The sequence below is a fragment of the Psychrobacillus sp. L3 genome (assembly GCF_042945595.1).
Lineage (GTDB): Bacteria > Bacillota > Bacilli > Bacillales_A > Planococcaceae > Psychrobacillus.
In genome coordinates this window covers 1524829-1550357 of the sequence record NZ_CP168493.1, presented here as the reverse complement: position 1 = coordinate 1550357, position 25529 = coordinate 1524829, and the positions used below count along the sequence as shown (strand labels likewise).

The 25529-nt window shown below is 35.0% G+C and carries 27 protein-coding genes and 1 riboswitch; of the genes, 2 read left to right on the top strand and 25 right to left on the bottom strand.

Features of this window, described 5'->3' with window-relative positions:
• Positions 1-2: 2 nt before the first annotated feature.
• The 16 genes from ACEPXD_RS07360 to prsW all read right to left on the bottom strand — a co-directional run bounded on the left by ACEPXD_RS07360 (position 3) and on the right by prsW (position 13736).
• Entirely contained in the window at positions 3-764 is a 762-nt protein-coding gene (locus tag ACEPXD_RS07360; protein WP_391121718.1) for a heptaprenyl diphosphate synthase component 1, read from the bottom strand.
• A 47-nt stretch (positions 765-811) separates the two neighbouring features.
• Positions 812-1036, bottom strand: a complete 225-nt coding sequence (gene mtrB / locus ACEPXD_RS07355) for a trp RNA-binding attenuation protein MtrB (RefSeq protein ID WP_391121715.1) — start codon at positions 1034-1036, stop codon at positions 812-814.
• Positions 1037-1103: 67 nt separating this feature from the next.
• Positions 1104-1673 (bottom strand): GTP cyclohydrolase I FolE, encoded by a 570-nt coding sequence (gene folE / locus ACEPXD_RS07350; RefSeq protein ID WP_391121712.1) that lies wholly within the window; start codon positions 1671-1673, stop codon positions 1104-1106.
• Positions 1674-1852: 179 nt separating this feature from the next.
• Positions 1853-2125: an HU family DNA-binding protein gene (locus tag ACEPXD_RS07345; RefSeq protein ID WP_090561787.1), complete on the bottom strand. Its 273-nt coding sequence runs from the start codon at positions 2123-2125 to the stop codon at positions 1853-1855.
• Between the two features lie 291 nt (positions 2126-2416).
• The gene (spoIVA, locus tag ACEPXD_RS07340) at positions 2417-3895 is read right to left on the bottom strand and encodes a stage IV sporulation protein A (protein WP_391121709.1); all 1479 of its coding nucleotides are present in this window, start codon (positions 3893-3895) and stop codon (positions 2417-2419) included.
• A 78-nt stretch (positions 3896-3973) separates the two neighbouring features.
• Positions 3974-4684, bottom strand: a complete 711-nt coding sequence (locus tag ACEPXD_RS07335) for a hypothetical protein (RefSeq protein WP_391121706.1) — start codon at positions 4682-4684, stop codon at positions 3974-3976.
• Between the two features lie 13 nt (positions 4685-4697).
• Positions 4698-4904 carry a DUF2768 domain-containing protein gene (locus tag ACEPXD_RS07330; protein ID WP_391121703.1) on the bottom strand — a complete coding sequence of 69 codons (207 nt, stop codon included), beginning with the start codon at positions 4902-4904 and terminating at the stop codon, positions 4698-4700.
• Positions 4905-5116: 212 nt separating this feature from the next.
• The gene (locus tag ACEPXD_RS07325) at positions 5117-6136 is read right to left on the bottom strand and encodes an NAD(P)H-dependent glycerol-3-phosphate dehydrogenase (RefSeq protein ID WP_391121700.1); all 1020 of its coding nucleotides are present in this window, start codon (positions 6134-6136) and stop codon (positions 5117-5119) included.
• A gap of 27 nt (positions 6137-6163) precedes the next feature.
• Complete coding sequence (der, locus tag ACEPXD_RS07320; protein WP_391121697.1) at positions 6164-7474, bottom strand: ribosome biogenesis GTPase Der; 1311 nt, start codon at positions 7472-7474, stop codon at positions 6164-6166.
• A gap of 95 nt (positions 7475-7569) precedes the next feature.
• Positions 7570-8718, bottom strand: a complete 1149-nt coding sequence (rpsA, locus tag ACEPXD_RS07315; RefSeq protein WP_391121694.1) for a 30S ribosomal protein S1 — start codon at positions 8716-8718, stop codon at positions 7570-7572.
• 92 nt (positions 8719-8810) lie between these two features.
• Positions 8811-9401, bottom strand: coding sequence for a lysophospholipid acyltransferase family protein (locus ACEPXD_RS07310; RefSeq protein ID WP_391121691.1), 591 nt, complete (start codon positions 9399-9401; stop codon positions 8811-8813).
• A gap of 1 nt (position 9402) precedes the next feature.
• Complete coding sequence (gene cmk / locus ACEPXD_RS07305) at positions 9403-10077, bottom strand: (d)CMP kinase (protein WP_391121688.1); 675 nt, start codon at positions 10075-10077, stop codon at positions 9403-9405.
• Positions 10078-10153: 76 nt separating this feature from the next.
• Positions 10154-10801 (bottom strand): flagellar brake protein, encoded by a 648-nt coding sequence (locus tag ACEPXD_RS07300; RefSeq protein ID WP_391121685.1) that lies wholly within the window; start codon positions 10799-10801, stop codon positions 10154-10156.
• A gap of 94 nt (positions 10802-10895) precedes the next feature.
• Positions 10896-12176 (bottom strand): PepSY1/2 domain-containing protein, encoded by a 1281-nt coding sequence (locus ACEPXD_RS07295; protein WP_391121682.1) that lies wholly within the window; start codon positions 12174-12176, stop codon positions 10896-10898.
• 9 nt (positions 12177-12185) lie between these two features.
• Positions 12186-12932: a spore cortex-lytic enzyme gene (gene sleB / locus ACEPXD_RS07290; protein WP_391123087.1), complete on the bottom strand. Its 747-nt coding sequence runs from the start codon at positions 12930-12932 to the stop codon at positions 12186-12188.
• A 153-nt stretch (positions 12933-13085) separates the two neighbouring features.
• Positions 13086-13736 carry a glutamic-type intramembrane protease PrsW gene (gene prsW / locus ACEPXD_RS07285; RefSeq protein ID WP_391121679.1) on the bottom strand — a complete coding sequence of 217 codons (651 nt, stop codon included), beginning with the start codon at positions 13734-13736 and terminating at the stop codon, positions 13086-13088.
• 157 nt (positions 13737-13893) lie between these two features.
• On the opposite strand from prsW, the gene ACEPXD_RS07280 reads away from it, so the two are divergent.
• Positions 13894-14868, top strand: coding sequence for an asparaginase (locus ACEPXD_RS07280; protein WP_391123084.1), 975 nt, complete (start codon positions 13894-13896; stop codon positions 14866-14868).
• A 409-nt stretch (positions 14869-15277) separates the two neighbouring features.
• Here the strand turns inward: ACEPXD_RS07280 and ACEPXD_RS07275 are convergent, their stop codons facing one another.
• From ACEPXD_RS07275 to ACEPXD_RS07250, 6 genes are all read right to left on the bottom strand, one after another.
• Positions 15278-16255 carry a YpdA family putative bacillithiol disulfide reductase gene (locus ACEPXD_RS07275; protein WP_391121676.1) on the bottom strand — a complete coding sequence of 326 codons (978 nt, stop codon included), beginning with the start codon at positions 16253-16255 and terminating at the stop codon, positions 15278-15280.
• Positions 16256-16296: 41 nt separating this feature from the next.
• Entirely contained in the window at positions 16297-17052 is a 756-nt protein-coding gene (locus ACEPXD_RS07270) for a metallophosphoesterase (protein WP_391123081.1), read from the bottom strand.
• A 79-nt stretch (positions 17053-17131) separates the two neighbouring features.
• A complete protein-coding gene (locus tag ACEPXD_RS07265) occupies positions 17132-17764 on the bottom strand; it encodes an HPP family protein (RefSeq protein ID WP_391121673.1) in 633 nt (210 codons plus the stop codon).
• A 76-nt stretch (positions 17765-17840) separates the two neighbouring features.
• Positions 17841-18449, bottom strand: coding sequence for a LysM peptidoglycan-binding domain-containing protein (locus ACEPXD_RS07260; protein ID WP_391121670.1), 609 nt, complete (start codon positions 18447-18449; stop codon positions 17841-17843).
• 85 nt (positions 18450-18534) lie between these two features.
• Entirely contained in the window at positions 18535-19947 is a 1413-nt protein-coding gene (locus ACEPXD_RS07255) for a RecQ family ATP-dependent DNA helicase (RefSeq protein ID WP_391121667.1), read from the bottom strand.
• Positions 19940-20974: a helix-turn-helix domain-containing protein gene (locus ACEPXD_RS07250; protein WP_391121664.1), complete on the bottom strand. Its 1035-nt coding sequence runs from the start codon at positions 20972-20974 to the stop codon at positions 19940-19942. Before ACEPXD_RS07250 ends, ACEPXD_RS07255 begins: the two co-directional genes overlap by 8 nt.
• A gap of 111 nt (positions 20975-21085) precedes the next feature.
• Between ACEPXD_RS07250 and ACEPXD_RS07245 the strand changes: the two genes are divergently transcribed.
• Complete coding sequence (locus ACEPXD_RS07245) at positions 21086-21334, top strand: ferredoxin (RefSeq protein WP_151699613.1); 249 nt, start codon at positions 21086-21088, stop codon at positions 21332-21334.
• 511 nt (positions 21335-21845) lie between these two features.
• Here ACEPXD_RS07245 and ACEPXD_RS07240 read toward each other — a convergent pair.
• The 3 genes from ACEPXD_RS07240 to sigX all read right to left on the bottom strand — a co-directional run bounded on the left by ACEPXD_RS07240 (position 21846) and on the right by sigX (position 25467).
• A complete protein-coding gene (locus ACEPXD_RS07240) occupies positions 21846-22439 on the bottom strand; it encodes an ECF transporter S component (RefSeq protein WP_391121661.1) in 594 nt (197 codons plus the stop codon).
• 156 nt (positions 22440-22595) lie between these two features.
• Positions 22596-22728, bottom strand: a riboswitch (FMN riboswitch).
• Between the two features lie 941 nt (positions 22729-23669).
• Positions 23670-24938, bottom strand: a complete 1269-nt coding sequence (locus tag ACEPXD_RS07235) for a hypothetical protein (protein WP_391121658.1) — start codon at positions 24936-24938, stop codon at positions 23670-23672.
• The gene (gene sigX, locus ACEPXD_RS07230; RefSeq protein WP_151699610.1) at positions 24931-25467 is read right to left on the bottom strand and encodes an RNA polymerase sigma factor SigX; all 537 of its coding nucleotides are present in this window, start codon (positions 25465-25467) and stop codon (positions 24931-24933) included. The genes ACEPXD_RS07235 and sigX overlap by 8 nt, the downstream gene beginning before the upstream one ends.
• Positions 25468-25529: the final 62 nt, after the last annotated feature.

Sequence of the window (25529 nt, the reverse complement as noted above, 5' to 3'; positions counted from 1 at the left end):
GTTTACCCTTCTCTCAATTGCTTTTCCAGTGAATGGTTGCTCACTCGCTCTAAAATCGCATCTTTCAAGGATTCATTTAATAAATCTGACGAACGAACGACTTGCACTAGTGTAAGTTCGATTTTTTCAATTTCAAGGCGAAGTGCGTCCATATTCAATTGAAATATTTTAGATTTACTTATATAAAATGTTTTTTCGTTTTTTTCGAAGGCAACTAACTCTTTTTTTAATGCTGCTAGTAATAATGCTTCATTCATAATATACACATACTCATGATAAGCGTAATATTCTAAAAATCGTTCGATTGGTTTACTTTCGATTAGTTGAATCGATTGAATTAATTCTTCCAGTGTGTAATCTTCTAGATCATAAAATCTAGACTTATGCTCTGTAATGATTGCAACACTATTAGACAATAGTTGGATTAAATCTATTTTATTTTCGCTAGCCAGAAGTTGGTAATACCGACCACTATAATAATCACCCGCTAGCACTTGTAATTGTTGTGATTTAGCCGTCGCATTTTCTTCCTTCACTAAATCATGTGCAGCAAGAGCAGAAAAAATAAGGGACACAGCGATTGCAGAAACCTCTACCGAATTATCCCAATCTTCCTCATTTAGTAATGGTAAAATTGTGAAAAATAACCGATCTTCATCAACTACAGGTATTCCGATGTATTTTTGCAAAGTGCTTTGTTGAAGTTGCATAAGAATATTCTTTTTATAGGTTTCCACATGTTGTAATATCAATGCTTCGTTCATACACTTTACTCCATTTCTCAACTGCGGTTAATCTTCTATATAGTTAACTACATTTTTTTGGAATCACTTTGAATCACGCCATTAGCTGTTTGAATAGACGCTTTTCCTCTAATTTTCATTGCTGAAGTATGTTCTGTAAATTGAGCAATCATTACTTCACCTGTATCTAACTTTTCAGAATGATGGAATTTAGTATCTGTACCACGAGTCAATCCGATTACATGTACACCATCTTCTTCTGCTTTGATTACGATAAAATCTGAACTAGACATTTTAAAGTCTCCTTTGTTCGAAGTCTTTTTTTATCATACCATATTCTTGTCCATTCATCCAAAACAGTTACCTCATCTGAATGAAAGATAAGATTTCGGAACGTTTTATATCATCCGTTTCTAATATACCGCGTGCAACAGCAGTAACGGTTTTTGAACCTGGTTTTTTTATACCTCGCATTGTCATACACATATGCTCCGCTTCCACTACAACATAAACACCATGTGGGTTTAGCATCTCCATTATATCATCTGCAACTGTAGATGTAATTCTCTCTTGAAGTTGAGGACGTCTCGCGGTTGTTTCTACCGCTCTAGCAAGTTTACTCAGCCCAGTCACAACTCCATTTCGTGGAATATAGGCAACATGTGCTTTACCGTAAAATGGCACTAAATGATGCTCACACATTGAATAAAATGGTATATCTTTTACTAATACTAGCTCTTCATGCTCTTCGTTAAAAACAGTTTGAAAATATTCTTTTGGATCCTGATGCAATCCCTCAAACATTTCCGAATACATTTTAGCTACTCTTTTCGGTGTATCCAGTAAACCTTCTCTAAAAGGATCTTCACCCACAGCTACTAGTATCATCTTCACTGCTTCTTCTATTTTTTCTAAATCGACATTTTTCATTTTTGTTATACCTCCTAAACCAACTTCGTAATCATAAGAATCTTAGCATACGATTCAAAGATAATAAATATTTTTCAATTATGTATATTTATCGTTTCTTTTCTGTCATTGCCAAAAAGAAAAGAACGGCTACCAAGAAGCTAGCTTCAAGGTAACCGTTCTATGTACGACAACATCAGTTATTTAACTGCGTCTTTAAGCGCTTTACCTGGTTTGAAAGCAGGTACCTTGCTTGCAGCGATGTCGATTTCTTTACCTGTTTGAGGATTACGTCCTTTACGTGCAGCACGTTCACGTACCTCAAAGTTACCAAAACCGATTAATTGAACTTTTTCACCATCTGCAAGAGCAGTTTGAATTGATTCAAATACAGCTTCAACTGCTTTAGAAGCATCTTTCTTAGAAAGTTCTGTAGCTTCAGCAACAGAGTTCACTAGTTCTGTTTTATTCATAACATTCACCTCCTCTCAAAGGAAGATAGCTTCAATCCTGTAAAAAGAGTATCACAACCAAAAAGGCTTCGCAACACAATTTGCACGTGTTTTAAGAACTTTAAGCAAAAAACAATGAATTTAATGAAATAACGGGACTTTTCGCATAGACGCGAAAAGTCCCGTTCCAATTAATTAGGTTATTTTTTAAATTTTCTGCATATTATCAACGACTTTATCTACCTTTGTTCAAGGAATACACAGTGTAATTATTTGATATTTTTCGAAGTTAAAATTCCATTATTAACCATTTTATAAAATAAACGTAATTAAACCTCTATCTCCTTCGTTTACCATTCTTTCAATCGTTTCACGCATTCTTTTTTTCGCAAGTACAGATACATTTTCTGTTTTATAACGTAAACTCTCTTTCATTACTTCCACTAAGGAAGTACCAAAAACTTGTGTTTGCCACAATGCATCTCGATCATGCAAATAGCCATGTTTTAAATCTTTTAGCAGCTGCTGACTATGAAATTCAGAACCGATTAAAGGGGCAAATTCCGCTTCCATATCTACTCGAATTATATGGAGGGATGCTGCTTTTGCTTTTAAGCTAACTCCATAAAAATTATTTTGTTTTATAATTTCAGGTGCTGAGGGTTGGAAATCATGAATAGTAGGGAGCGATACCCCATATCCATGTTTTTTGGCCGCCTCTAATGCTTCCGAAAATTTATTATAAGCTTTTTTAGCAGTAGAAGCTTCTTTTACAAATAAAAGCCAATCTTTTTTAGATTGAATTGGCTCATCTAACCATTCATCACAAACTTCTTGAAATACTTCTGGTTTCAGGCCAATTTGTATGCATGCAGAGCCTCGTCCGGGGTTCGCTTCTACTACGTCTGCTGATTGAATGAAGGGAACTTGTTTAAATCTAGCGGCAAGTTCTTTCACATCTTTCATTTTAGATACGATTTGAAGCCATTCTTGCAACGACGATGTAATAGCATTGTTAACAAAATGATCCGGCTCTAAGACATCGGTCCAATCTGGTTTAACGAGTTCAATATCTGTAATCGGGAATTCATAAAGTGCCTGTTGGAGTATGTATTGAATTTCCTCTGCAGTCATTCTATCCACCGCTACTGCAATTACAGGTACTTCATGTTCTTTTTGTAACTCATCGCATAAATGAATTGTATCAGCATGACCCGGCATTTTACTATTTAAAACGATGACAAATGGCTTGCCAATTTCTTTTAATTGAGCAATGATCTGTTTTTCTGCATTCTCTGCTGCTTTTCTCGGAATATTATTAACGGAGCCATCCGTTGTCACAACTATCCCAATTGTAGAGTGATCACGTATCACTTTGTCTGTTCCGATTCTTGCAGCTTCTTCAAATGGAATGGGTTCACTATGCCATGGTGTATGCACTAGTTTTTGCCCTTCTTCTCCTGAATGCGTTTTTATTCCATCAATCATGTACCCTACACAGTCTACTAACCTAATTTGTAATCGTAATTGTTCTTCTCCTAGATAAATATTTGTTCCATGCGCAGGAACAAATTTTGGCTCAGCCGTCATAATGACATTTCCAGGTGAGCTTTGCGGAAGCTCATCTTGAGCTCGCAATCTCTCTGATTCCTCTTTTATATTAGGAATAACAACTAGCTCCATTACTCGTTTCACAAAAGTAGATTTACCAACTCGAACCGGCCCTACAACACCAATATACACATCTCCATTAGTACGCTCTGCTATTTGTTCATATAGTTTACTTGACATGGATACTCTCCTTTCTTCGCAATTTAATATATGCACAAAAAAAACGTTTCATGCATTACGCATGAAACGTTCAATCGTTTATTTTGACAACATAAAAATTGGTTCATTCTTTTCATTTACTGTATATGGAAGTGAATAGGCAGGAACAATAGCGAAGTTATCCGTGAGTAGGTGACGAATATCCTCTCCAGGTTTTACTTTTCTTTTATTGTCCTGAAGCATTCGATTTAGTTCAATTGAATAATCCACATACATTTTCCCGTCACCTGTTGCTACTAAAGGCAACTGTGTATCCGAATAAGGGCTTTGTACCGATAACTCACTTTTGTATCCCATCTTTTTATAATCGAGCTTATACACACCTTCTGCAATGATTTCTGCGATAGGTCCATAGCCATTAATGCCTTTTCGATAGTTAATATCACGTAGAGTGTCGGCAATACGTAAATCAACTAACTTTATGGTTGGATTCTCTTCTACGTCCATTAGTACATATTGATAAATTCCGCCAGCTTCAAAAGAGTTAGCTGGTGACTTGCCCATATATCTTGGAACAATTTTTGTAAAATCGACGGGATATTTAATATATTGATCTGTTTCCATATCTCGAGTTTTGATCGGCAATAAACCACCAGAGTCTTCTCTAAAGCTATTGACGGCATTTTGAACCGCCATTAACTGATCTTCATATGGCAATAAATTTTCAGGCTGTTGTCCACTTTTATAGCCACATCCTGTTAAAACTAGTATTCCTAAAAGAATAGTAGCTAAAAGTTTTATGTTTTTCATCCTAATCTCCTTACTAAGCTTTTGTTGGATTAAAGATAATATATACCATCGTGATAAAGCCTATAAATAACAATATGTACGCAATCAAACCAAATATAGCTTTTAAGAATCTATTATTAAACTTCGTTTTAACAAAGAACATAAACAACATAGCTAAAAATAAACTTCCCATAGAACCAAATGAGATCCACATTTTTTCCATAGATGATATTAATAACATGGGCCATCCCCCACTTTCTAAGACTTAGAAGAATCACACATCAAAAAAGAGTTGCAATTTGTACAACCCAGTTTAATGTGGATATAACTATATATTTTGGAAGGAGTTTTCAGATTGATGGAAAACGCTTAGTAAATTGTGCACAATAAGTTCCCTTCATAAAGGGCTAATACCTATCTATGAACGCAAGCGTTTAACATCGATCTGATCGTTTAAAAAGTTTTATAATCCTCTAACTCATGTTTTTTCGTACGAATCATAAGGGTGTCTACAGCTTCTTTAGGATTAACATGTTCGAACAAAACAGAGTAGAGCGCTTCTGTTATCGGCATACTTACTTGCTGTTTTTGAGCGAGTTGGTAGGCAGCCTGCGTTGTACGCACTCCTTCTACTACCATTCCCACCTCTTCTAGAACGCTTTCCAGAGTAGCACCTTTTCCAAGCAAATTCCCAGCTTTCCAGTTTCTTGAGTGAACACTTGTACAGGTAGCTATTAAATCCCCCATACCTGTTAAACCTGAAAAGGTATAAGCTTCAGCACCTAAACTAATACCTAGTCTCGAAATTTCAGCTAACCCTCTCGTAATAAGTGCAGCTTTTGCATTATCACCATAGCCTAAACCATCTACGATCCCCGCTGCAAGTCCAATCACGTTTTTCAATGCTGCTCCTATTTCTACTCCAATAACATCATCATTCGTATAAACCCGAAAAGAATTATTCATAAATAAATCTTGTACTTTTTTTGCGGCCTCTAGTTTCTCACTAGCAGCAGTAATGGTTGTTGGGTGATGTAGTACAACCTCTTCCGCATGACTTGGTCCAGATAAGACCACAATTGCTTCAACCAAATTAGAGGGTAATTCTTCTTCGATCATTTCCGAAATTCGCTTTAATGAATTTGGTTCGATTCCTTTAGAAACATGTACAAATAATTTTTTTTCTTTCAGAAGCGCTCTCAACTGCTGGCAAACTTCTCTAATTGCTTTCGTAGGAACGGCAAGAATAATGGTAGTGGCATGATCAATAGCTCTTTCAAAGTCACTTGTAGCATTTAAATTACTTGGTAATACTGTATTTGGTAAATACCGTTTGTTTGTATGGTCGATATCAATTTCGATTGCTTGGTCCTCTCGATGTGACCATAGAAGGCAATCATGATTGTTATTAGCTAGAACCATGGCAAGAGCCGTACCCCAACTACCTGCCCCAAGCACAGTTATTTTGTCCATATAAATACGCCCCTTAAAACTACAGAATTAAGTTCTTGCACGAGTAATGATTCGAATCGGAGTTCCCTCAAAATCAAATGATTCACGAATACGGTTTTCTAAAAATCGTTCATAGGAGAAATGCATCATTTCAGGTTCATTGACAAACACAACAAATGTTGGCGGTTTAATGGCAACTTGAGTCGCATAATAAATACGCAATTTTTTCCCTTTATCTGTTGGAGCCGGGTTGCGTGCAACAGAATCCTCAATTACTTCATTCAATACAGAAGATTGAACGCGAAGTGCATGATTCTCACTCACTCTGTTAATAACTGGTAGTACAGCATGAACTCGTTGTTTCGTTTTCGCTGAAACAAAAACAATTGGTGCGTAATCCAAAAACTGAAAATGCTTACGAATGGATTTTGTCATTTCATTCATCGTTTTATCATCTTTTTCAATTGCATCCCATTTATTCATTACAATAATAACCGCTTTACCAGCTTCATGTGCATAGCCTGCAATTTTCTTATCTTGCTCTTGAATACCCTCTTCGGCATTTAACACAACTAAAACAACGTCGGAACGTTCAATTGCCTTTAAAGCACGAAGGACACTGTATTTCTCCGTTGTTTCGTAAACTTTTCCTTTTTTACGCATTCCCGCTGTATCAATCATCACATATTCTTGTCCATCAAAAGAATATTCTGTGTCAATAGCATCTCTTGTTGTACCAGCAATTTCACTTACAATTACTCGATCATGTCCTAAAAACGCGTTAATAAGAGAGGATTTCCCTACATTAGGTCTTCCGATTAAAGAAAACTTAATCACTTCTTCTCCATAATCTTCATCATTTGGCTCTGGAAAGTTTTTAGCAACTTCATCCAATAAATCACCAAGACCTAGCCCATGTGAACCCGAGATTGGAAATGGCTCTCCCATTCCAAGCGAATAGAAATCGTAAATCATTTCTTTCATATCGGGATTATCGATTTTATTGACTGCTAATACAATAGGTTTTTTCGTTTTGTATAAAATTTTTGCTACGTATTCATCTGCACTGGTAATTCCTTCACGGCCATTTGTCAAAAATATTATGACATCTGCTTCGTCCATAGCAATTTCAGCTTGTTGCTTAATTTGCTCTAAAAAAGGTTCATCACTTAACTCAATACCACCTGTATCGATAATATTAAATTCATGTGTCAACCAATCTGCTGAACTATATATACGATCCCGTGTGATTCCAGGGATATCTTCCACTATGGATACACGTTCTCCTACGATGCGATTAAATATTGTTGATTTGCCCACATTTGGCCTACCAACGATTGCTACTACTGGTTTTGTCATTACTTATTCATCCTTCCAACTTCGTCTATTTTGTATTATACAACAAAATGACAAAAACAGGCGACTTTATCAAATCGCCTGTTTTTTTATTATATTCAGTTTTTATTTGTAAAGTTTTTTAACTTGTCTCCTAAAACATCACTAATAGAGAAGCCTTTAGACTCTTCTGGTAGTTGATAATCTTCTAAATTATAGTCATTCTCGTTTTCGATTAAATCCTTGATGCTTAAAGATAATCGTTTATCAGCACTATTTACATCCAGCACTTTCACTTGGACTTCTTCGCCTTCTTTAAGTACTTCATGTGGGGTTGTAATATGTTTATGCGCTATTTGAGATATATGCACAAGTCCTTCTATGCCTGGAAATACTTCTATGAAAGCGCCATAAGAAACAATACGTCTAATAGTTCCTGCCAATATTGAGCCTTTTGTCGCTTTTTCTTCAATATCTGCCCAAGGTCCAGGTAATGTATCTTTAATAGATAAAGAAATTCTTTCGGAATCTCTGTCTACAGATAATACTTTTACATTTACTTCTTGTCCCTCCGATAACATATCGCCCACGTTTTCTAAGTGATCGTGGGATATCTGGGAGATATGAACAAGGCCATCTACGCCACCAATATCTACAAAAGCACCGAATGATGCTATTCGCCGAACAATTCCAGTTAATATTTCTCCACTATGAATAGTTTCAAGGGTTTTTTGTTTACTTACAGCTTTTTCATCTTCTAAAACTGCTTTATGAGAAAGTATTAAGCGATTTTTTTCTTTTTCAAATTCTACAATTTTAAATGTTAATACTTTTCCTTTGTAATCTTCAAATGATTCAACGAAATGGTCTTCAATTAAGGATGCAGGGATGAAACCACGTACACCTAAATCTACTACTAATCCGCCTTTCACAACTTCTTTTACTTCTGTTTCAATAATTTCACCTGATCGAAATTGTTTTTCCAAATGTTCCCACGCTTTTTCAGCATCGACTTTTCGTTTGGAAAGTACAAAATTAGCTTCTTCCATTTTTGTAATCATCAATTCCAGTTCATCACCGATGGAAACGGCGTCGGATGCTTTTTCAATATGCAAGCTAGACAGTTCGCTAATCGGAACTATACCATCAAAAGGTGCACCTTCAATTGTTACGATTGCCGATTTCTCATCTACTTGCACAACCGTCGCTTTCACTAGATCTCCTTCTTTAAACTCATGTGTGTCGACTAAGTTCATTTCTTCTGACATATGATATCCTCCTTCACAACGTCTCAAGTCTATTTTATGCGAACTAGCACAGAAATACAAAAGGTAGCCCTTATCAAACGTAAAAGAATTGATTATTTCAATTTTTTATATTGATCCAGTAGTTGACCGATGTTGGTCATAATGACTTCCGTTACTTCCTCTGCTGAAGCTTTTCGATCTCGATAGGGTTGTATATCAATCTTCTCTCCGAATACTATTTTCAGCTTTCTAAATGGCTTATATGGTCCTATAATTGCACAAGGAACAATATTGGCTTCTCCTCTTAGTGCAAAGAATCCAGCTCCGCTAAAACCTTTTCCCAAGGTGCCATCCTTACTTCTTGTTCCTTCTGGAAAAAGACCTACTACTTCCCCATCCTTTAAAAGTTTTATGGCACGGCGAAGGGCATCACGATCACTCATTCCTCTTTTAACTGGAAAAGCATTAACTCCTGGAAGAATACTTTTTAAAATAGGAATATGAAATAATTCTTCTTTTGCCATAAAATTCACAGGTCTTGGCGCATTAATTCCGACAACAGGTGGATCTAGCGCATCTATATGATTTGAACATAATAGAATGCCTCCCTCTTTTGGAAACTTTTCAGCTCCGATTACTTCAAAACGATAAATTGGCTTTAAAGCAGCATACACGACTGTTTTCGCAAATGAATAGAGATTCATATTATCTCATCCTTTCTTTTGCAAGTTGCATAATTTTCTCCGATACTTCTTCAATAGTGAGAGAAGTCGTATCAATAAATATTGCATCTTCTGCTTTTATTAATGGGGAAGCTTCTCGTTCGCTATCCATTTTATCTCGAAGAGCGATTTCTTCTATTAATTCTTCTAAGCTCGTTGAAATTCCTCTTTTTTGATTTTCTAAGAATCGTCTTCTTGCTCGCTCTTCTACACTTGCTGACATGAAAATTTTTAACTCTGCATTTGTTAATACATGCGTCCCAATATCTCGACCATCCATTACTATACTTCCGTTTTTCCCCATTTCAAGTTGTCTTAATACCATTTCTTTTCTTAAATCTGCGTGCGCGGCAACCTCTGATACAGAAGCTGTTACTTCTTTGGAGCGAATTTCATCTGTTACTTCTTGATCATCTAAAAAAACTAATTGACCTTTTGGAGAAGGCTTCAACTCAATAGATGTTTTATTTAATATATTCGTTAATTTTTCTCCGTCTTGCAAATCTATGTTTGATTGAATCGCTTTATACGTTATTGCTCGATACATAGCTCCTGTATCTACATATGTATATCCGAGTAATTCTGCAGCTTTTTTGGCAATCGTACTTTTTCCTGCCGCCGCAGGACCATCAATGGCGATTTGAATTTGTTTTGTCATCTTGTAGCCTCCACTCTATTCGAGTATATTTTATCATAAAACCATCCGTAAAAAAAAAGCCTGTATTCACAGACTTTTAATTCATTTCTTTTTTTCTTAAAAATAATTGTCGTTCAAAACAAAAACGGACAATTTGTTGTTTGTCTAAATCATCGGTATCTGTAAACTGCAAGGACACTAATTTTTGCTGACCTCTATCCCAAATTCGAATAACAGCTGCTGTAGTGGTTACATATTTTATATCCCCATTATTAAATGCTAAAGGGATCAACATGGAGATTTGGTCTCCTTCTTTAAATTTAACTTCGCGATTTAATATTACAGCCGATCCTCCAGCACTAATATCATCCGCTACAAATTGATATTTTTCATCTTCAAATTGAATAGAAACGTCTACTGAAGCTGTCACTCGCACAAAGTCTCTTCTTTGAATTTTAATAACTTCCGAGTCCCCTGGATATGAGAGCTTAATCATCGGTATTTGACCTTGTCGCTTCGCTAACACTTCCGTGTGAAAAGCAAACGCAGATTTAGATTCCTCCACATAAGATGCACGAAGATGAGTCCCTTCCATTAAAAAAACTGTTTTATTTGAAATCATGTCAATTGGATAGTCAATATAGATAAATTGCTCGTCTAAATCCACTACTTTACAACGATATTTCTCTACTTTTTCTACAAAAGTAGGTTCCAATATAAGAATGGTCCCTAGTTTAATTTTCATACACATTACCTCTTTAAGTGTGATTATAGTTCTATTATGACACTTAAAGTATTTTATTTCTATAAATTTTTTTTTACAAATGCTTGCACATTTCTTATGGCAGTTTTTCTGCTTGTAGAATTTCATGGTTTTCTGTATCTATATAAATCTTATAGGTGCCAATGGAATCATTTCTTGTCAATATTTCATATGCCAGTCGCTGTTGCAACTCCTTATTTTCTACAAAACACAGTCTCTCCTCTTCTACAGAAAAGCCATCTGAAAATAACTCTTTATAGTTTAAAGGTTTAATTTCCTGAGGACCAATTTTTTCTTTTTGTATATATTCCATCGCATTTAATCCTAGTAATTCTCCATTATCTTTTGCTATCTTTAGCTGGATACCATCTGCATAGACAAGTGCTTTGTTTTCGGGATCTACTCTTGCAAAAGCTAAATGCCAAGCGATATGGTTTTCTCGAAAGTCTACCATTTCCGTATCTGCATAGTCAAAAGACTTCATATAGCTCTTCGCCTTTTCTTTCATTTGCTCAGCACTAATAGCCGTTTTATCGAACGGTCGTTCCATTAGAAAAGATAGTAAATGTCCTCCTTTTTTCGTGAAATCCGCATACCCAATACGTATACCTTTATGATATTGTAAGTGATAAAAAGGATATGGAGCGTCATTAGAGCTTTCAGTAGTATGAATTGTTGCATCCTTTAATTCAGGAAATAGTTGATCAAATTTTTGTTTTATTTGTTCTAAACTCACTTCCGAATCTTCAATTTGTTGCAAATCTTTCTTTTTTTGATGATCCGTTTCACTAGCTGTCATGGGAAAGTCACTTTCCGTATATGCTTTCGCCGAATTCCCTAGTTCCTTCCAGCTTTTCTCATTATCTTTATTTACTTTATTTAATACAAATGTATTTACGATATAATCTTTTTTTCCTTCATCTTTATTCGTAAAAGCCCATTGATTGGATAGTTCTCTTAAGTTATCACGAGCAGATGTCATATTTTTTTGCCATTCTTCGATTGGTATTTTCCCCGTCTTTACAAGGGAAGCACCATTTCCAATTCTGCTTAAGTAATTCATCCATACAGTGGAGGTTTCGTGATCTATTGGTAGAGCCGAAATAGATGCACGTACATCAGAAGAAATTCTCCATACATCTTCTAAAGGTTTGTCTAGTGCTTCTCTATCTTTGAATAAAAGTGTTTGGTCTATGGAATCACTTAATTTTGTCAATTTTTCGGAGGCTGTAGTTAATTGGTTTGAATATTGGATAGCAAGCGCATTTTCTAATCGGGTATTCTTACTTTGGATAGAAAAATGATACACCAGGAATATAACTGCGACAGAAGCAATGATCCATATATACTTTTTCATTTTATCTCCTTAAGAGCAAAAAATATGCTGTCCGATTGTTTTAATTTGTGGTCGTGACCAAATCCATTTACTAGTTGCGGTCTTTGGATTGAAATAATAGATAGCATTTTCTGAGGGATCCCAACCATTTAATGCGTCTAGTACTGCTTCTTTTGCTCGTTCATTTGGCTCTAACCAAATTTGGCCATCTGCTACTGCTGTAAATGCTAAAGGTTGAAAAATTACTTCAGAAATAGTATTAGGAAAATCTGGGTGCTCTACTCTATTTAATATAACTGCAGCAACTGCCACTTGTCCTTCGTATGGTTCTCCTCTTGCTTCCCCATATACTGCATTTGCAAGAATTTTTAAGTCTTTTTCAGTATATTTGGGAGGAAGTTGCATTTTTGTACTTTCCGCTTTTTTATTTTTTACTTGTTTCCCTAGGTCTGTACCTCCATAATAAGTAAAACTATTGCCTTTATTAATTTGTTCATGCACCCAAGTTTTGTTGAATTCAGAAGCACTCACAAGCTTTTTCTTTGTTGATTCTCCTAGTAAACCGTCGATTGGAAGTCCATATTTTTCTTGAAAGTTCCTAAGTGCCCAATAGGTACTGTAGCCAAATTTCCCATCAATTTCACTCTTATAATACCCAATGAATTGAAGTCTGGCTTGCAATTCAATCACATCATCACCAAATGCTCCACGCTCTAAAATTTGAGTGGAAAAAGCTTGAGTAGATTGCTCTTGCGTTATAAATGTATAGCTGACCATACAAAACACCAAGCTAATAAGGATGTATTTTAATTGTTTCAAACGACATCTCTCCTTTATGAATAGCTTGGATAAGAAATGCCCAAATATACAAAAAAAATCTAGCATTTAGCCAGATTTTTCTTTTGCTAAGTATTCATGATGTTCAAATCTTTAAATACGTGAAAATATTTGGGCTTTCTTTACTCGCGATAAGCCAAATAACCATAAAAACAACATAAATGGAACGATTAAAAGTAAATCGATTCCTTTAATAATTAGTATACTATTATAAACACAATGCAACATAAAAGAGGCTAAAAAAGCATAGGCAATTTCATATTTGGCTATTTTATCATCGGAAAATTTAGCTCTTCCTAAGTAATAACCCATAACGACACCAAATAATGCATGACTTGAAACCGGAAGTAATGCACGCAAGAAAGCCTGATCCATTCCAAAGTTCAATAAATAGAGTATATTTTCGATGGTTGCAAATCCAAGCGAAACACTTGCTCCATATAATATTCCGTCATAAGGATCGTTAAACTCCACATGTTTGTAAATAGCAATAATTAAGATAAGCCATTTAAAGAATTCTTCTAATGCACTGGTTACTAAAGCTTGATGAACAAAGATGGATGAAATCACTTTTTCTTCTTGTATAACATGTTGAATGAATAATATCGGAAAAGTTATTATGGCGCCATATATAAATGTATGTAACAATAATTTTGAGGGTTCTTCTGCAATATCTCTTCTTAAATAGAAATAACTTAAAAGCGCAAGAGCAGGAGCAATTGCAACGGAAAGTAGAATGAGCATTTTTTTACTCCTTCCAATTAACTCAAATTCGCATTTGCGAATTCTAGTCAAGATTTTTTCAAGCTCACCATTTTAACCTAATTCAGTAAATACTGACAGTGGTTGTCTTTATTATAGCATTATATATTAGATAATTTGTAAAAATTGCGGAGGTATTATTTTGAAAACTATATTACTAATTCATACTGGTGGTACAATTTCCATGCAGGTAAATGAAGCAACAGGAGCAGTTATTCCTACAGAAAATAATCCCCTTATATTTGAGGGGGATAAATTAAAAGAACATGCAAATATAATCGAAATAGAAGCGTTTAACTTACCTTCTCCTCATATTACACCAAAAGAAATGCTCATTTTGAAAAAGTTAATAGAACGCTACACTCTCGAGCAAAAAATTGATGGAGTTGTCATTACACACGGAACGGATACTCTGGAAGAAACGGCTTATTTCTTAGACCTTTCTTTGGAAACAACAATACCTATCGTTCTTACAGGCGCAATGCGTTCTTCCAATGAAATAGGATCAGATGGGCTTTACAATTTATTGTCTGCTATAAAAGTTGCATGTTCAGAGGACGCAAAAGAAAAGGGAGTTCTAGTAGTCTTAAATGACGAGATACATACTGCGGAAAATGTAACGAAAACGCACGCTAGTAATGTAAGCACTTTTCAGAGTCCGCAATACGGACCAATTGGTTTTATCTCCAAATCAATTGTCCATTTTCATCATTCACCTAATCATCGTGCTGTTTTTCCTATTCAAAGTATCACGAAAAGGGTTGCACTATTTAAAGTTTATGCAGGAATGGATCCTGATTTACTAGAAGCTTCTGTAAAGTTAGGTTATGACGGAATTGTATTGGAAGCATTAGGACAAGGAAACGTACCTCCAAGCCTCGTTCCAATTATGGAAGAAATCTTGAAAAAGGACATACCGATTGTGCTTGTTTCTAGATGTTTTAATGGAATCGCACAAGATGTATATGGTTATGTTGGTGGTGGAAAAGGATTAAAAGAAAAAGGAGTAATTTTCACAAAAGGTCTAAATGGGCAAAAAGCAAGGCTTGCCCTTCTTATTGCACTGAATCATTCAGCCTCTAGAAAAGCAATGGAAGATATTTTTTCTATCTAGGAAAACCGCAAGCGTCCTTTAAGTGCATCTTGTTATATTCAGTTCTCGAGTGCTTTGGACTAAACATTGGCTAAACTATTACCATTAAAGTTATGGATCGTGAAGTGACTGCGTCACTTCACGATCCATTTTTTGGGTAATCTTGTGGCAGATGTTTGTCCGTCGCCCTCTTGAAATATGCAGCGACATGGTGCATTAGGTTTGGTTAATGAGAGATTTGATACTTTCCTATTCTTTTAAAAGTGGACGAAGTATAATCTTTCCTCATTAGGACTGTTGATTGGAGCGGAAATCAACCTATTCACGGTATAAAAATTTATATACTTTCTTCAAGAAAACTTCTAGCAATGCAGTTAGAGAATTCAATTAGGAATGACTCAGGAAATGCAGACGAAAAGCGAAAAGGCATTTAGTTGCCCTTTCGCTTTCTTTCTATTTCAAGAGCAATTTGTTCACCATGAAAACGACCATTTTCAATAAAGATTTCATTTGCATTATTCCCTGCAGCTATTACTCCAGCTATAAAAACACCTTTTACGTTCGTTTCCATTGTTTCTTCGTTAAATGACGGTCTTCCGGTAATAGAATCAATTTCTATTCCGATGTCAGCTAAAAATGCTCGATTTGGATGATAACCAGTCATTGCAAATACAAAATCATTTTCAACTTGAAATTTACCAGTTGGACCTTTTAAATAAGCGAATTTTGCATCCACAGATAGAACTTCTGTATTAAATAGCATATCAATTTCCTTATTTCGAACTAGCCCTTCAAACTCTGGTAAGATCCAAGGTTTAATACTAGGGGAATAATCACTTCCTCGATACGCTACGGTGACATTAGCACCAGCTTTATTCAACTCTAACGCAGCATCAATTGCAGAGTTTTTACCTCCAATAACTAAAACATTTTGAGCAAAATAAGGATGACCTTCATTAAAATAATGAAAGACTTTTGTTAATTCTTCTCCTGGTATGTCCATATAATTTGGTTGATCATAATAACCAGTTGCAATTATTACGTAATTTGCTATATAAATTGCTTTCGAGGTAGTCACTAGAAACTTATCTTCTTTTTTCACAACATTGTTTACAAATTCATATTTATTTACATGAAGTTTTTTTAACTTTGCAACTTCTCTATAATAAACTAAAGCTTGATTTCTCTTTGGTTTTCTTTCTTCGACTATAAAGGGAACATCACCAATCGCCAATTTTTCACTTGTACTAAAAAAAGTTTGATGTGTAGGATAATTATAAATTGCATCTACTATGTTTCCTTTTTCAATGACCACGTAATTTAACCCAAGTTCTTGAACCGCGATTGCAGCAGCTAACCCACATGGGCCACCGCCAACAATCAGCACATCTACATTTTGTTCCACCATTAAAACTTCCTTCCACCATTTTAGAAATTATTTACAGTAACTTATCCGAATAAAGTTATAATATGACACTCTGATCTTGCGCCTAACCTTAACGGTACGCCTGTTGTACCAAATCCATTGCTAATAAGTTCAGCACTATTTTCTTTTTCTCTAAACGCACCATTTTCGTAAATACCAAAAGGCCCAAAACGAATTTGACCGCCATGGAGATGCCCAGCTAACAATAGATGCGGCCTTGCCAATTTTTTGGCGTTATTAAAAAAAGCAGGAGCATGGGATACAAAAATAATAATTTCCTCTTCTAAAACATCCTGAAATGCATCATATATATTAACCCTACCATTAAATCCATCATTTATTCCAATAAGGCGAATGATAGATTTACTTGAATTTAGTACAATAGACTTATTATTTAAAATACAAACTCGATTTTTCTCTAGTATCGAATTTAATTGTGGTTCTCCGACCTCACGATCATTATTTCCGTAGACATAAGAAATCTTACCTAGTCGACACAACTGCAAAATATTATTTTCTGTCCGTTCTAAAGGCACTCCCTTTTCCGTTAAATCTCCTCCGATAATGACTATATCCACTCTTCCTAAAAGAGAATTTATCATTTTATCAGGTATTTTTCTTCGATGAATATCAGAAATGAAAAATACACGGAATTGTTCCCCATCTTTCATTTCTTCGATACGAAGAGAATGTTCTTTTACGTTTATTTGAAATGCTAAAAACAGCATATATAAAGGCAATAATATAATGCAGGTTATAATAAGTATAATGATATACATCAAGAAAAAGCCTCCTAAGAACATACAAAAAGACAGGGAACTACCCCTGTCCAGTATCACACGAAAAATATTGAGCTTGTTATGTGTCTTTATCAATATGTAATACACGAAATCCAGATTTCTCAAAATCCTCAATTATGCGACTCAGTTTTTGATCATTATCAATTTTCAATATAATTCTGCGAGCTATTTTATCTGTTTCGTCAAAAGTAACTAAGGAAATAATCGGTGTATGGTATTTCTTTAATATATCAGCTACTTTCAGAATACGCCCTTCAGATTCAACAGAGGTAAGCGCTATTCTGGTTCCTTTACTTTCCATACCAAAAGCGCTACGGAATTGTAAAATAGTGTCGTATCTAGTGACAATCCCAAGAAATTTTCCTTCGTCTAATACTGCAATGATTGGAAAATCATACAACTTTACTAATGCACTTTCAAAAACATCTTCTAATTGTACAAACGTGTCCTCTCTTACAATAATATCTCTAACGGTAGTTTGTTTTAAAAAGGTATCTCTTTCTACATCACTATAGAAATATGCTTTATACAAAAGATATTTATTAAACATTCCTTTATACATACCATTCTCAAGTATCGGCATTGCATCAATTTCTTTCTCATCTAATTGCTGCAAGGCTTCCATTAACGATGCATTCACATTAACGGTCAAACATTTTTCTTTCGGAATCATTACACTTTTAACAAACATATAAACACCTCTTCCATTACAGATTAATGATATATATTCGACAAAGTTTGTAAATATCCTTCTTTTCTACAAATTTTTAAGGTAAAACAAGCTTTTGACCTGCTGAAATACTATCCGATTTTAAACCATTTGCAACTTTAATCTTTTCAACTGCTTTAGGATCTTTATAATAATTGATAGCAATTCGATAAAGCGTTTCATTTTTTTGTACGATATGTGTTTTAGTTTGTGAAACTTCTGTTGGTTTTGTTTTCACTTCTGTCTGTGTTGCTGTTTTAGTTTCTACTTCTGTTATTGGTTCTTCTGTTATGGGTTCTACTTCCGCATCCTTTTCAGGGGCTGTCACTACTGGATCTTGCTCAACTACTGTCTCTGAATTATTTTTTTCATCTTCCTTGTTATTATCATCACCAGTATTAGAGATTGGTTTTTTTTCTAAAGTAACACCTTGATTCGTAACGTTTTCTGTTTCCGCGGTGTAGAAAAATTGTACATAAATAAAAATACATACAGGTATTAAAATAAAGATAAAAAATAAAACAGGTATTAGTAAGTTTTTAGATTTTTTCTTTGTTTTTTTAGCATAGCTCGTTCTTCTGCTTCTTCTGGGCTCATTCATTTCTTCCTCTAAGCCAATAGATTGCCTATGTTCATCTATTTTTTTTTGGTAATCATCTTGATTCATATTGTTCTAACTCCAATCATTCCTTCTTTTTACTATTTCTATTATGACGAATTTTGTTGAAAAAGTAAACTTCCCAATAGTAATACTAGTAAAGCAATTCATTTAGTCTATTTTTCCAATTTAGTTGTTTTTCCTCTTCCTTTTGTTCGGTTCTTACTGTAAGCACATGATGAATGTCATAAGAACAAACAGTACAACAATTAATTGGCCGCTCTTTTAATTGTTCGTCAAAATTGTTTAATAATTGCTCTCTAATACACCATTCATTTTGAAATAATGTAAACAATTTCTGTATTTCCATCCTTTTCTTTTGTTTGATTTCATAAAATAAATCCGTTGTTTCTTGTTCTGATAAAATTTCCTTCCAATAATTCAATATACGAGTTGTAGTTTCCGATAATTGAATTTGAACGTCATCCGTTTGGTAAACAAGTTTAATATCAGCTTCTTCAGGAAAATCCTGCATTGCAACGTAAAAGGCTTGTTCAACATCTGAATTAGTATAGACAAGTGAAGCTATGGACTGTTTACCATCCCTTGCAGCTCTACCTATTTCTTGCATATAACTAGAGATGGATGTGGGTATATGATCGTGTATGATTTGTCGAATATTGTCTTTGTGAATACCCATCCCAAATGCATTAGTCGCACAAATCCAATCCAATTTCCCTTGTTGAAACTGTTGTTGGATCAATACTCGATCATCTTGGTCCATTTTCGCATGATAAAAAGCAGCACGAATTCCTTTTTTAAGTAGCTCTTCTACATAAGACTCCGTTTTCTTACGTGATTGAGTATATAAAATACCCGGTCCATTAGTTGTCGTTATCCGCCCTAAAATCCACGCTACTTTTTCTTTTTGATCGTCCAATTGTTTCACTTCGTATGCGATAGTGGGCCGATCTAATGAATGGACATATTCATATGGTTCTTTCATATGTAATGTACGTTTGATCTCTTGTACAACTTTTTTAGTTGCAGTTGCCGTTAAAGCAAGGACACTCGTTTTAGGAAAAGTTTGAAGCCACTTGGAGATTCTTAAGTAATCTGGCCGGAAATCGAATCCCCATTGCGAAATACAATGGGCTTCGTCAGCTACTACATATGCTATTTGAATAGAGGAAAGCGCCCTGTTAAATCGGTCGTTTTGAAGCATTTCTGGAGAAGTGAAGATAAATTTATAGCCGGATAAGTTTTGAAATACCGATTCTTTTTGTTCAAAAGATAAAAATGAATTTATCGCAACAACTCGTTTTTCTCCTATCATTTTTAGTTGTTCTACTTGATCTTGCATGAGCGACAATAAAGGTGAAACAATTACAACCGTACCTTTCATCAAATAAGCTGGCAATTGAAATAATAATGACTTTCCCATCCCAGTTGGTAAGATAGCTATGACATCTTTCCCTTCAATCACTTGTTGGATGATTTCTTTTTGTCCATTTCGAAAAGAAGTATGACCGAATTTTTGTTTTAGTATTTCTGTCAACTTATCCATTCACTACTTCCCCTTTTGTAAGTGCAAGTCTTATTTGAAAAAAACTTAATTCGGGAAATTGTTCTCGAATTCTTTTTAATTTCTTTGTTTGTAATTCCTTTGAAGTTTGTACTACCTTTCGTACTTGTTCTTCATTCATAAAATCCATTATTGGAAAATCTTGTTTTATTGAAACCATTTCAATTATATGGTCTTCTATCGTATTTATTTTTAAAAATCGCATTTCTGCAATTTCATGGATGCTATACCCTTTTTCCCATAAACGATACGTTTTCATTGCTGAATCGGTTAAAGGTATCATTACTTCAATATCTTTTGTAAGGGCGTATAAATCTGGATATCTTTCTTTTGTTATTGCAGTTAAAGCAATATGTAAACCTTCAATAAATAATAATTTCACATCCAAAATACTTAGATTGTAATTGCGAGCAAGTTGCTCCCAGGTCATTCCACTTTTGTCATATCCACTTAATCGATAAACAAACAGCTCCCGGTGTATGTCTTCAAATATTGGACTAGCAAGTAATTGCACTATTTGTTTTTTAAATTCAATTACGAATGCCGAGTCCTGGAAGTTTTTCATTACTAAATATGATTTCACAAATTGATGAACGAGCTGATTTTTTTGATTTGGAACAAACTGTTTTTTATCAGCTTGAAAGTTAGACAATGTTTGCACAACTAACTCTATCCTACTCCAAAATACAACCTCATTTCCTCTATATAACCATCCATTATATAAAGGCTTGCGCATTGAATTCATTTGAAGAAAGCCTATCTCTGTTAATGAAATAGATGATTCTTTGATTTCGATGAATTCATTTGATAATAGTTTAGAAACCTCAACATTATATTCTTCTTTAGAAAGGTTAGGATAAAGTGAGAAAAAAGGATGTAAGTTAAAATAAGTAACATCTTGTATAGTTTGGCCAGATTTTTTCCCTTTTAACAAATAGAATGGAGCTGTAGATGATCTCTCTCCATGGAATTTATGTATGATTAATAATAATAGTTGTTGAAAATACAATTGAAATACCTCACATTTTAAATGTATTTTTGTTGAAATGTCGTGTAAACACCTTTAGAATGAATAAGATAGTATATTCATGTAAGTAGATATAAAGGAGAGAATAAAGTAATGGCAAAATATACAATAGTTGACAAAGATACATGTATCGCTTGTGGCGCTTGTGGTGCCGCTGCACCAGATATATATGATTATGATGACGAAGGAATAGCTTTCGTTATTTTAGATGATAACATGGGTACTGCTGAAGTTCCAGACGAATTACTAGAAGATATGGAAGATGCATTTGAAGGTTGCCCAACTGACTCTATTAAAGTAGCAGATGAATCATTTGAAGGCGACGCTTTAAAGTTTGAATAAGGAAAATGCAAGCGGCCTTTAAGTGCACCTGGTCATCACCAATTCCAGAGTGCTTTGGTCGAAACATTGGCTACACTATTAACGAAGACTTTTATGGAGTATCTGGAAGTGGCTCAGTCACTTCCAGATACTCTTTTTTCGGTAATCTTGTGACGGATGTTTGTCTGTCGCCCTCTTGAAATTGGTAGAGACATGGTGCATTAGGTTTGGTTAATGAGAGATTTGATGCTTTCCTTTTCTTTGAAAAGCGGACGAAGATGCAATTTCGTCCGCTCAGCGCTTCTATATCAATGGATACTATCTATTTTTTCAGTTTCCACCAACTCTAATCATACACGCACTTATTCATGTATATTGTGGACGGTAAAAGGGAAAAATGAACAATAACATCCTTGTAAGATTTGAAGCACAACTTATGGGCCCCAGTTATTACTGGATTCCTTGCATCCAAGATTCATTTCCTAATCTCTCAAAAAGGGCCGCTTCTCTGAAATAGAGAAACGGCCTTTTATTAATTTATATCTGGAATCCTGAATGAATGGGTTACTTTATCGAGTATTGGCTTTAATCGTTTGAATAGGACAATCATAACAATCGTTACTAAAATACCTTTGATCAAATTAAACGGTAAAATACCGAAAATAATCGTATTAAATAACGCAGTACCTGACTCCATTGGGAAATTTAAAAAATAGGAATACATAGGTAAAAATACAAAATAATTTAATGCACTCATCCCTATTGCCATGGAAATCGTCCCAGAGGCTAAACCATACATAATTCCTTTTGAAGATGAAACTTTACGATAAATTAAGTAAACAGGTGTTAAAAATAAAATACTTGTTACAAAATTCGCCATATGTCCTACAGGAACACCGGTTGGACTACCTGAAAACAACCAATCTAGCACGTTTTTCAAAAATGCTACGAGAATACCAGCAATCGGCCCCATCGTAATTGCTGCGATTAGTGCAGGAATATCACTAAAGTCCACCTTCAAATAAGCGGGTAATACTGGTAACGGAAATGCAAGTAGCATTAATACAAACGAAATACTACTTAACATAGCGATTGCAATAAGCATTCGCGTCTTGCTCTTTGACATAATGTTCTCTCTCCTTTTGCGATTCACTCCACAAGAAGAAAAGTTCAGAACGTATTCCATACTCAAAAAACCCCTTAAGCAAATAAAGCTTAAAGGAGAAATAAGGCACACTTAAATAAGCGTATCCGTATTAGAGTATACGAAAAACGACTGTACCTTCACCTTCTCCCATCCAGACTATACTGTCGGCTTTGGAATTTAACCAAATCCTGCCTTAACGGCTCGCGGGCTCAAGAAAAAATCTTCTAATACCGCCGATCGGGAATTGCACCCTGCCCCGAAGATGAATCAATATTTTATTAACCTTCAAGATATTTATCTCGAATTAATACCATATTAACAAAAATAATATGGTTATGCAATATAACTGTTTTGGATTTCATGTTTTGGTCGAATAGTTATAAGCTTTAATTCATTTTTTCGACAAAGCGTATTGTCATCCTTATTTACACGGTTGATTGGTGCGAAAAGACTAGCGGTGACCGATTTAAGCGCTCTTTAGACATAGTGCGTCGTAAGAAAGTTACCCCTGGGATTTCCGCTGCAGGGCGGACGCTTTCCGCGGGGTGAGCGATGAGCCATTACCGCCGCATTTGCGTCGTTGTAATGGCTCATCTGTCTCACTCATCCCGCTGGAGTCGCCGCCCTTTCGCTACAATCTAATAGAGCTTGCTACTTAATCAAAAATGACGCATTCAATCTAGTCTTATGTTGCATTTTCTATAGGTTAAAATCCATGATTCGTTTAATGTGACAGACTATCTAGTGATTGGTATCGAATTATTAGAAGCGATCATTGTTTGAATGGATAATAGCAACATCATGCAACTGTACTATGGTGCCGCTAGAAATAAAGGAAATACTTTTTATTATTTGGAATAGCCTTTCACAATATAAAATAGCCAGATGCATATGCCGTAGCGCGCATGAGCCGAAGTCATGAGACCCACTCGGGCGCAGCACGAGTTGGCTCTTGCTAGGTGCGGCAAGCGCGAAGGCTCAGCGGTTCTTGTTTTACGACTCACTATTTCTATACTGCACATAATAAAAAACAGCGGGTTGTTCAAAATTAGATGTTCGTTCAAGGAGAACAGAAAAAATGTCCTAATGGTGAATTTAATTACATTCCTACATTTTTTGTAGTAGTTCGATTAGTCAACCAATGAGATATGCTATCTTCAAAAAAGAATGCCAGCTATATTAAGTACTCATAGCTGACATTCCTTATAATTATTTTGCTTCCATTATAAAACCATTAGGTCCAAGTGGTACAGGAAGTGGCTTTGTTAGATCAAATTCATTCCACTGCTTTTGCACGACATTTTCTAACTTCACTGCAGATCCAAAACTAGCTGCTGTTAATGAAAATGCTTCAATCATCAGATTTGCATCACTTCCGTCCATTACAGAAAGGTCTATGGGTTCATCAAACCGAATAATTGTTATATCATGATCAACTCTAAAAGAATAGGTCACTTTATTCGGAATAACCGAAGTGTATATATCATTTTCGGAGTTTTTCATATAAACAAACGCTTCAGACAGTGAATCAAAACTTTTTGTGAAGTTTGGAGATAAATAAGATTTACCATTAAAAGCCACATACTTGAAGTAGCTTTGATGAGCTTGTGCACCAGATAATACACTCGGTTTATCCAATATCCCTGCTTGGTCCCATTCGATTGGAGTTCCATCCTCTTTTAATCTCATCAATGAATCAAAATCTGTGAAAATTTCATTGATTGAAGACCAATAGGGAGCGGATGTACCAGGAGCTATATCATACCCGTGTTCAGCAGGTAAATAATGCTTTAATTGTTTACCTTCTGCACTAAAATATCCTTTGTAAGGATGATAGTCATTGAATCCTAATGCCTCTTCGTCAATTATATTTGCATAGCGTTCATAAAGTTGAAGGCTATTTGGAGGCATATTTGGAAAATCACTAATCATTTGCTCTTTTGGAATAATAATAGTCACTGGAACCGATAATGCATTTTCAATTAACGAAAAGTGAAAAATAGTTCCACCATGAAGATTATCTTCGTAAACAGAAGTTGTGTTATTCAACGGAACTAACTCTATAGATGATATATCTAAACTCGACATTGTCAACATTGAATTAGTTGATTCAGTTTCCGCTGTATCACTTGAGATGGATGCTTCTTCGGTAGGATCCATGGAACGCAAACCTTCTTTTTTACTACTTTTTTGTTCCATACTTCTGCTTGAAATATCTTTTGACAAAGAAGATTCTTTCTCATTGACGAAGTTAGTTACTAAAAACGTAAGAATAAGTATGGAGGCAATGGAAACAACAAAAGGTTTCCATTTGGATAAGAACATACGAGTTGTCCTTTTATTTTTTTCGCTATTTTGATTTTCTAATTCCATTTTTACCCGATTATACACATCTTCTTTGGAACGATGATCTGTAAATTTGGGCATTTTATTCATTAGCTCATCTAGTGCTTTTTCATCTTTTTCCCAATCACTCATGATGAACATTACCCTCCTTTTCTACTGCAGATAATCGTTCACGAAGTGCTTTTATTGCTCGATGTTGCGTTGTTTTCACTTTCCCTTCTGTCCAGTTTAATATTTGAGCTGTTTCAGCAATAGAAAGTTCTTGAAAATAACGCATAATAATAACCATTTTTTGATCACCTGTACAATCATCCAATGCGATGAGTAGAGTTTTCATTTCATCGTTTAATTGAACTGAATCTTCTGGAAGCATATCAGTTGATGCAAGCTGCATTGTTTCCCAATCAAAAGATTCGAACAGCCTTTTCTTTCTGACTGATTGCTTCCTAAAATGATCAATCGCTACATTTTTTGCAATGGAAAATAGCCATGTTTTCTCAGAGCTCTTTCCTTCAAATCTGCTATATGCCCTTAGAACACGTACATATACCTCTTGGACCAAGTCTTCCGCAGTTTGTCTATTTTTCACTAAATAGATGAGAAACTGAAAAACGTCTTGATGATAACTATCATACAAGCGGTGGAAAACGGAGTCATTCATATGCTCCCCCCGTTCTTAATATTAGTCGTTCATGAACTTTTTTTGTTTCACATACATCAAAA

Coding starts and splice junctions, on each gene's coding strand:
- sigX (WP_151699610.1), bottom strand. CDS start 25,467: ATGAATGACTCCGTTTTCCACCGCTTGTATGATAGTTATCATCAAGAC.
- cmk (WP_391121688.1), bottom strand. CDS start 10,077: ATGACAAAACAAATTCAAATCGCCATTGATGGTCCTGCGGCGGCAGGA.
- ACEPXD_RS07235 (WP_391121658.1), bottom strand. CDS start 24,938: ATGAGTGATTGGGAAAAAGATGAAAAAGCACTAGATGAGCTAATGAAT.
- ACEPXD_RS07300 (WP_391121685.1), bottom strand. CDS start 10,801: ATGAAAATTAAACTAGGGACCATTCTTATATTGGAACCTACTTTTGTA.
- ACEPXD_RS07275 (WP_391121676.1), bottom strand. CDS start 16,255: ATGGTGGAACAAAATGTAGATGTGCTGATTGTTGGCGGTGGCCCATGT.
- der (WP_391121697.1), bottom strand. CDS start 7,474: ATGACAAAACCAGTAGTAGCAATCGTTGGTAGGCCAAATGTGGGCAAA.
- ACEPXD_RS07295 (WP_391121682.1), bottom strand. CDS start 12,176: ATGAAAAAGTATATATGGATCATTGCTTCTGTCGCAGTTATATTCCTG.
- prsW (WP_391121679.1), bottom strand. CDS start 13,736: ATGCTCATTCTACTTTCCGTTGCAATTGCTCCTGCTCTTGCGCTTTTA.
- ACEPXD_RS07260 (WP_391121670.1), bottom strand. CDS start 18,449: ATGAATCAAGATGATTACCAAAAAAAAATAGATGAACATAGGCAATCT.
- ACEPXD_RS07270 (WP_391123081.1), bottom strand. CDS start 17,052: ATGTATATCATTATACTTATTATAACCTGCATTATATTATTGCCTTTA.
- sleB (WP_391123087.1), bottom strand. CDS start 12,932: ATGGTCAGCTATACATTTATAACGCAAGAGCAATCTACTCAAGCTTTT.
- folE (WP_391121712.1), bottom strand. CDS start 1,673: ATGAAAAATGTCGATTTAGAAAAAATAGAAGAAGCAGTGAAGATGATA.
- mtrB (WP_391121715.1), bottom strand. CDS start 1,036: ATGTCTAGTTCAGATTTTATCGTAATCAAAGCAGAAGAAGATGGTGTA.
- ACEPXD_RS07330 (WP_391121703.1), bottom strand. CDS start 4,904: ATGTTATTAATATCATCTATGGAAAAAATGTGGATCTCATTTGGTTCT.
- spoIVA (WP_391121709.1), bottom strand. CDS start 3,895: ATGTCAAGTAAACTATATGAACAAATAGCAGAGCGTACTAATGGAGAT.
- ACEPXD_RS07265 (WP_391121673.1), bottom strand. CDS start 17,764: ATGTTTGTTAAAAGTGTAATGATTCCGAAAGAAAAATGTTTGACCGTT.
- ACEPXD_RS07335 (WP_391121706.1), bottom strand. CDS start 4,684: ATGAAAAACATAAAACTTTTAGCTACTATTCTTTTAGGAATACTAGTT.
- rpsA (WP_391121694.1), bottom strand. CDS start 8,718: ATGTCAGAAGAAATGAACTTAGTCGACACACATGAGTTTAAAGAAGGA.
- ACEPXD_RS07310 (WP_391121691.1), bottom strand. CDS start 9,401: ATGAATCTCTATTCATTTGCGAAAACAGTCGTGTATGCTGCTTTAAAG.
- ACEPXD_RS07240 (WP_391121661.1), bottom strand. CDS start 22,439: ATGTCAAAGAGCAAGACGCGAATGCTTATTGCAATCGCTATGTTAAGT.
- ACEPXD_RS07245 (WP_151699613.1), top strand. CDS start 21,086: ATGGCAAAATATACAATAGTTGACAAAGATACATGTATCGCTTGTGGC.
- ACEPXD_RS07325 (WP_391121700.1), bottom strand. CDS start 6,136: ATGGACAAAATAACTGTGCTTGGGGCAGGTAGTTGGGGTACGGCTCTT.
- ACEPXD_RS07360 (WP_391121718.1), bottom strand. CDS start 764: ATGAACGAAGCATTGATATTACAACATGTGGAAACCTATAAAAAGAAT.
- ACEPXD_RS07255 (WP_391121667.1), bottom strand. CDS start 19,947: ATGGATAAGTTGACAGAAATACTAAAACAAAAATTCGGTCATACTTCT.
- ACEPXD_RS07345 (WP_090561787.1), bottom strand. CDS start 2,125: ATGAATAAAACAGAACTAGTGAACTCTGTTGCTGAAGCTACAGAACTT.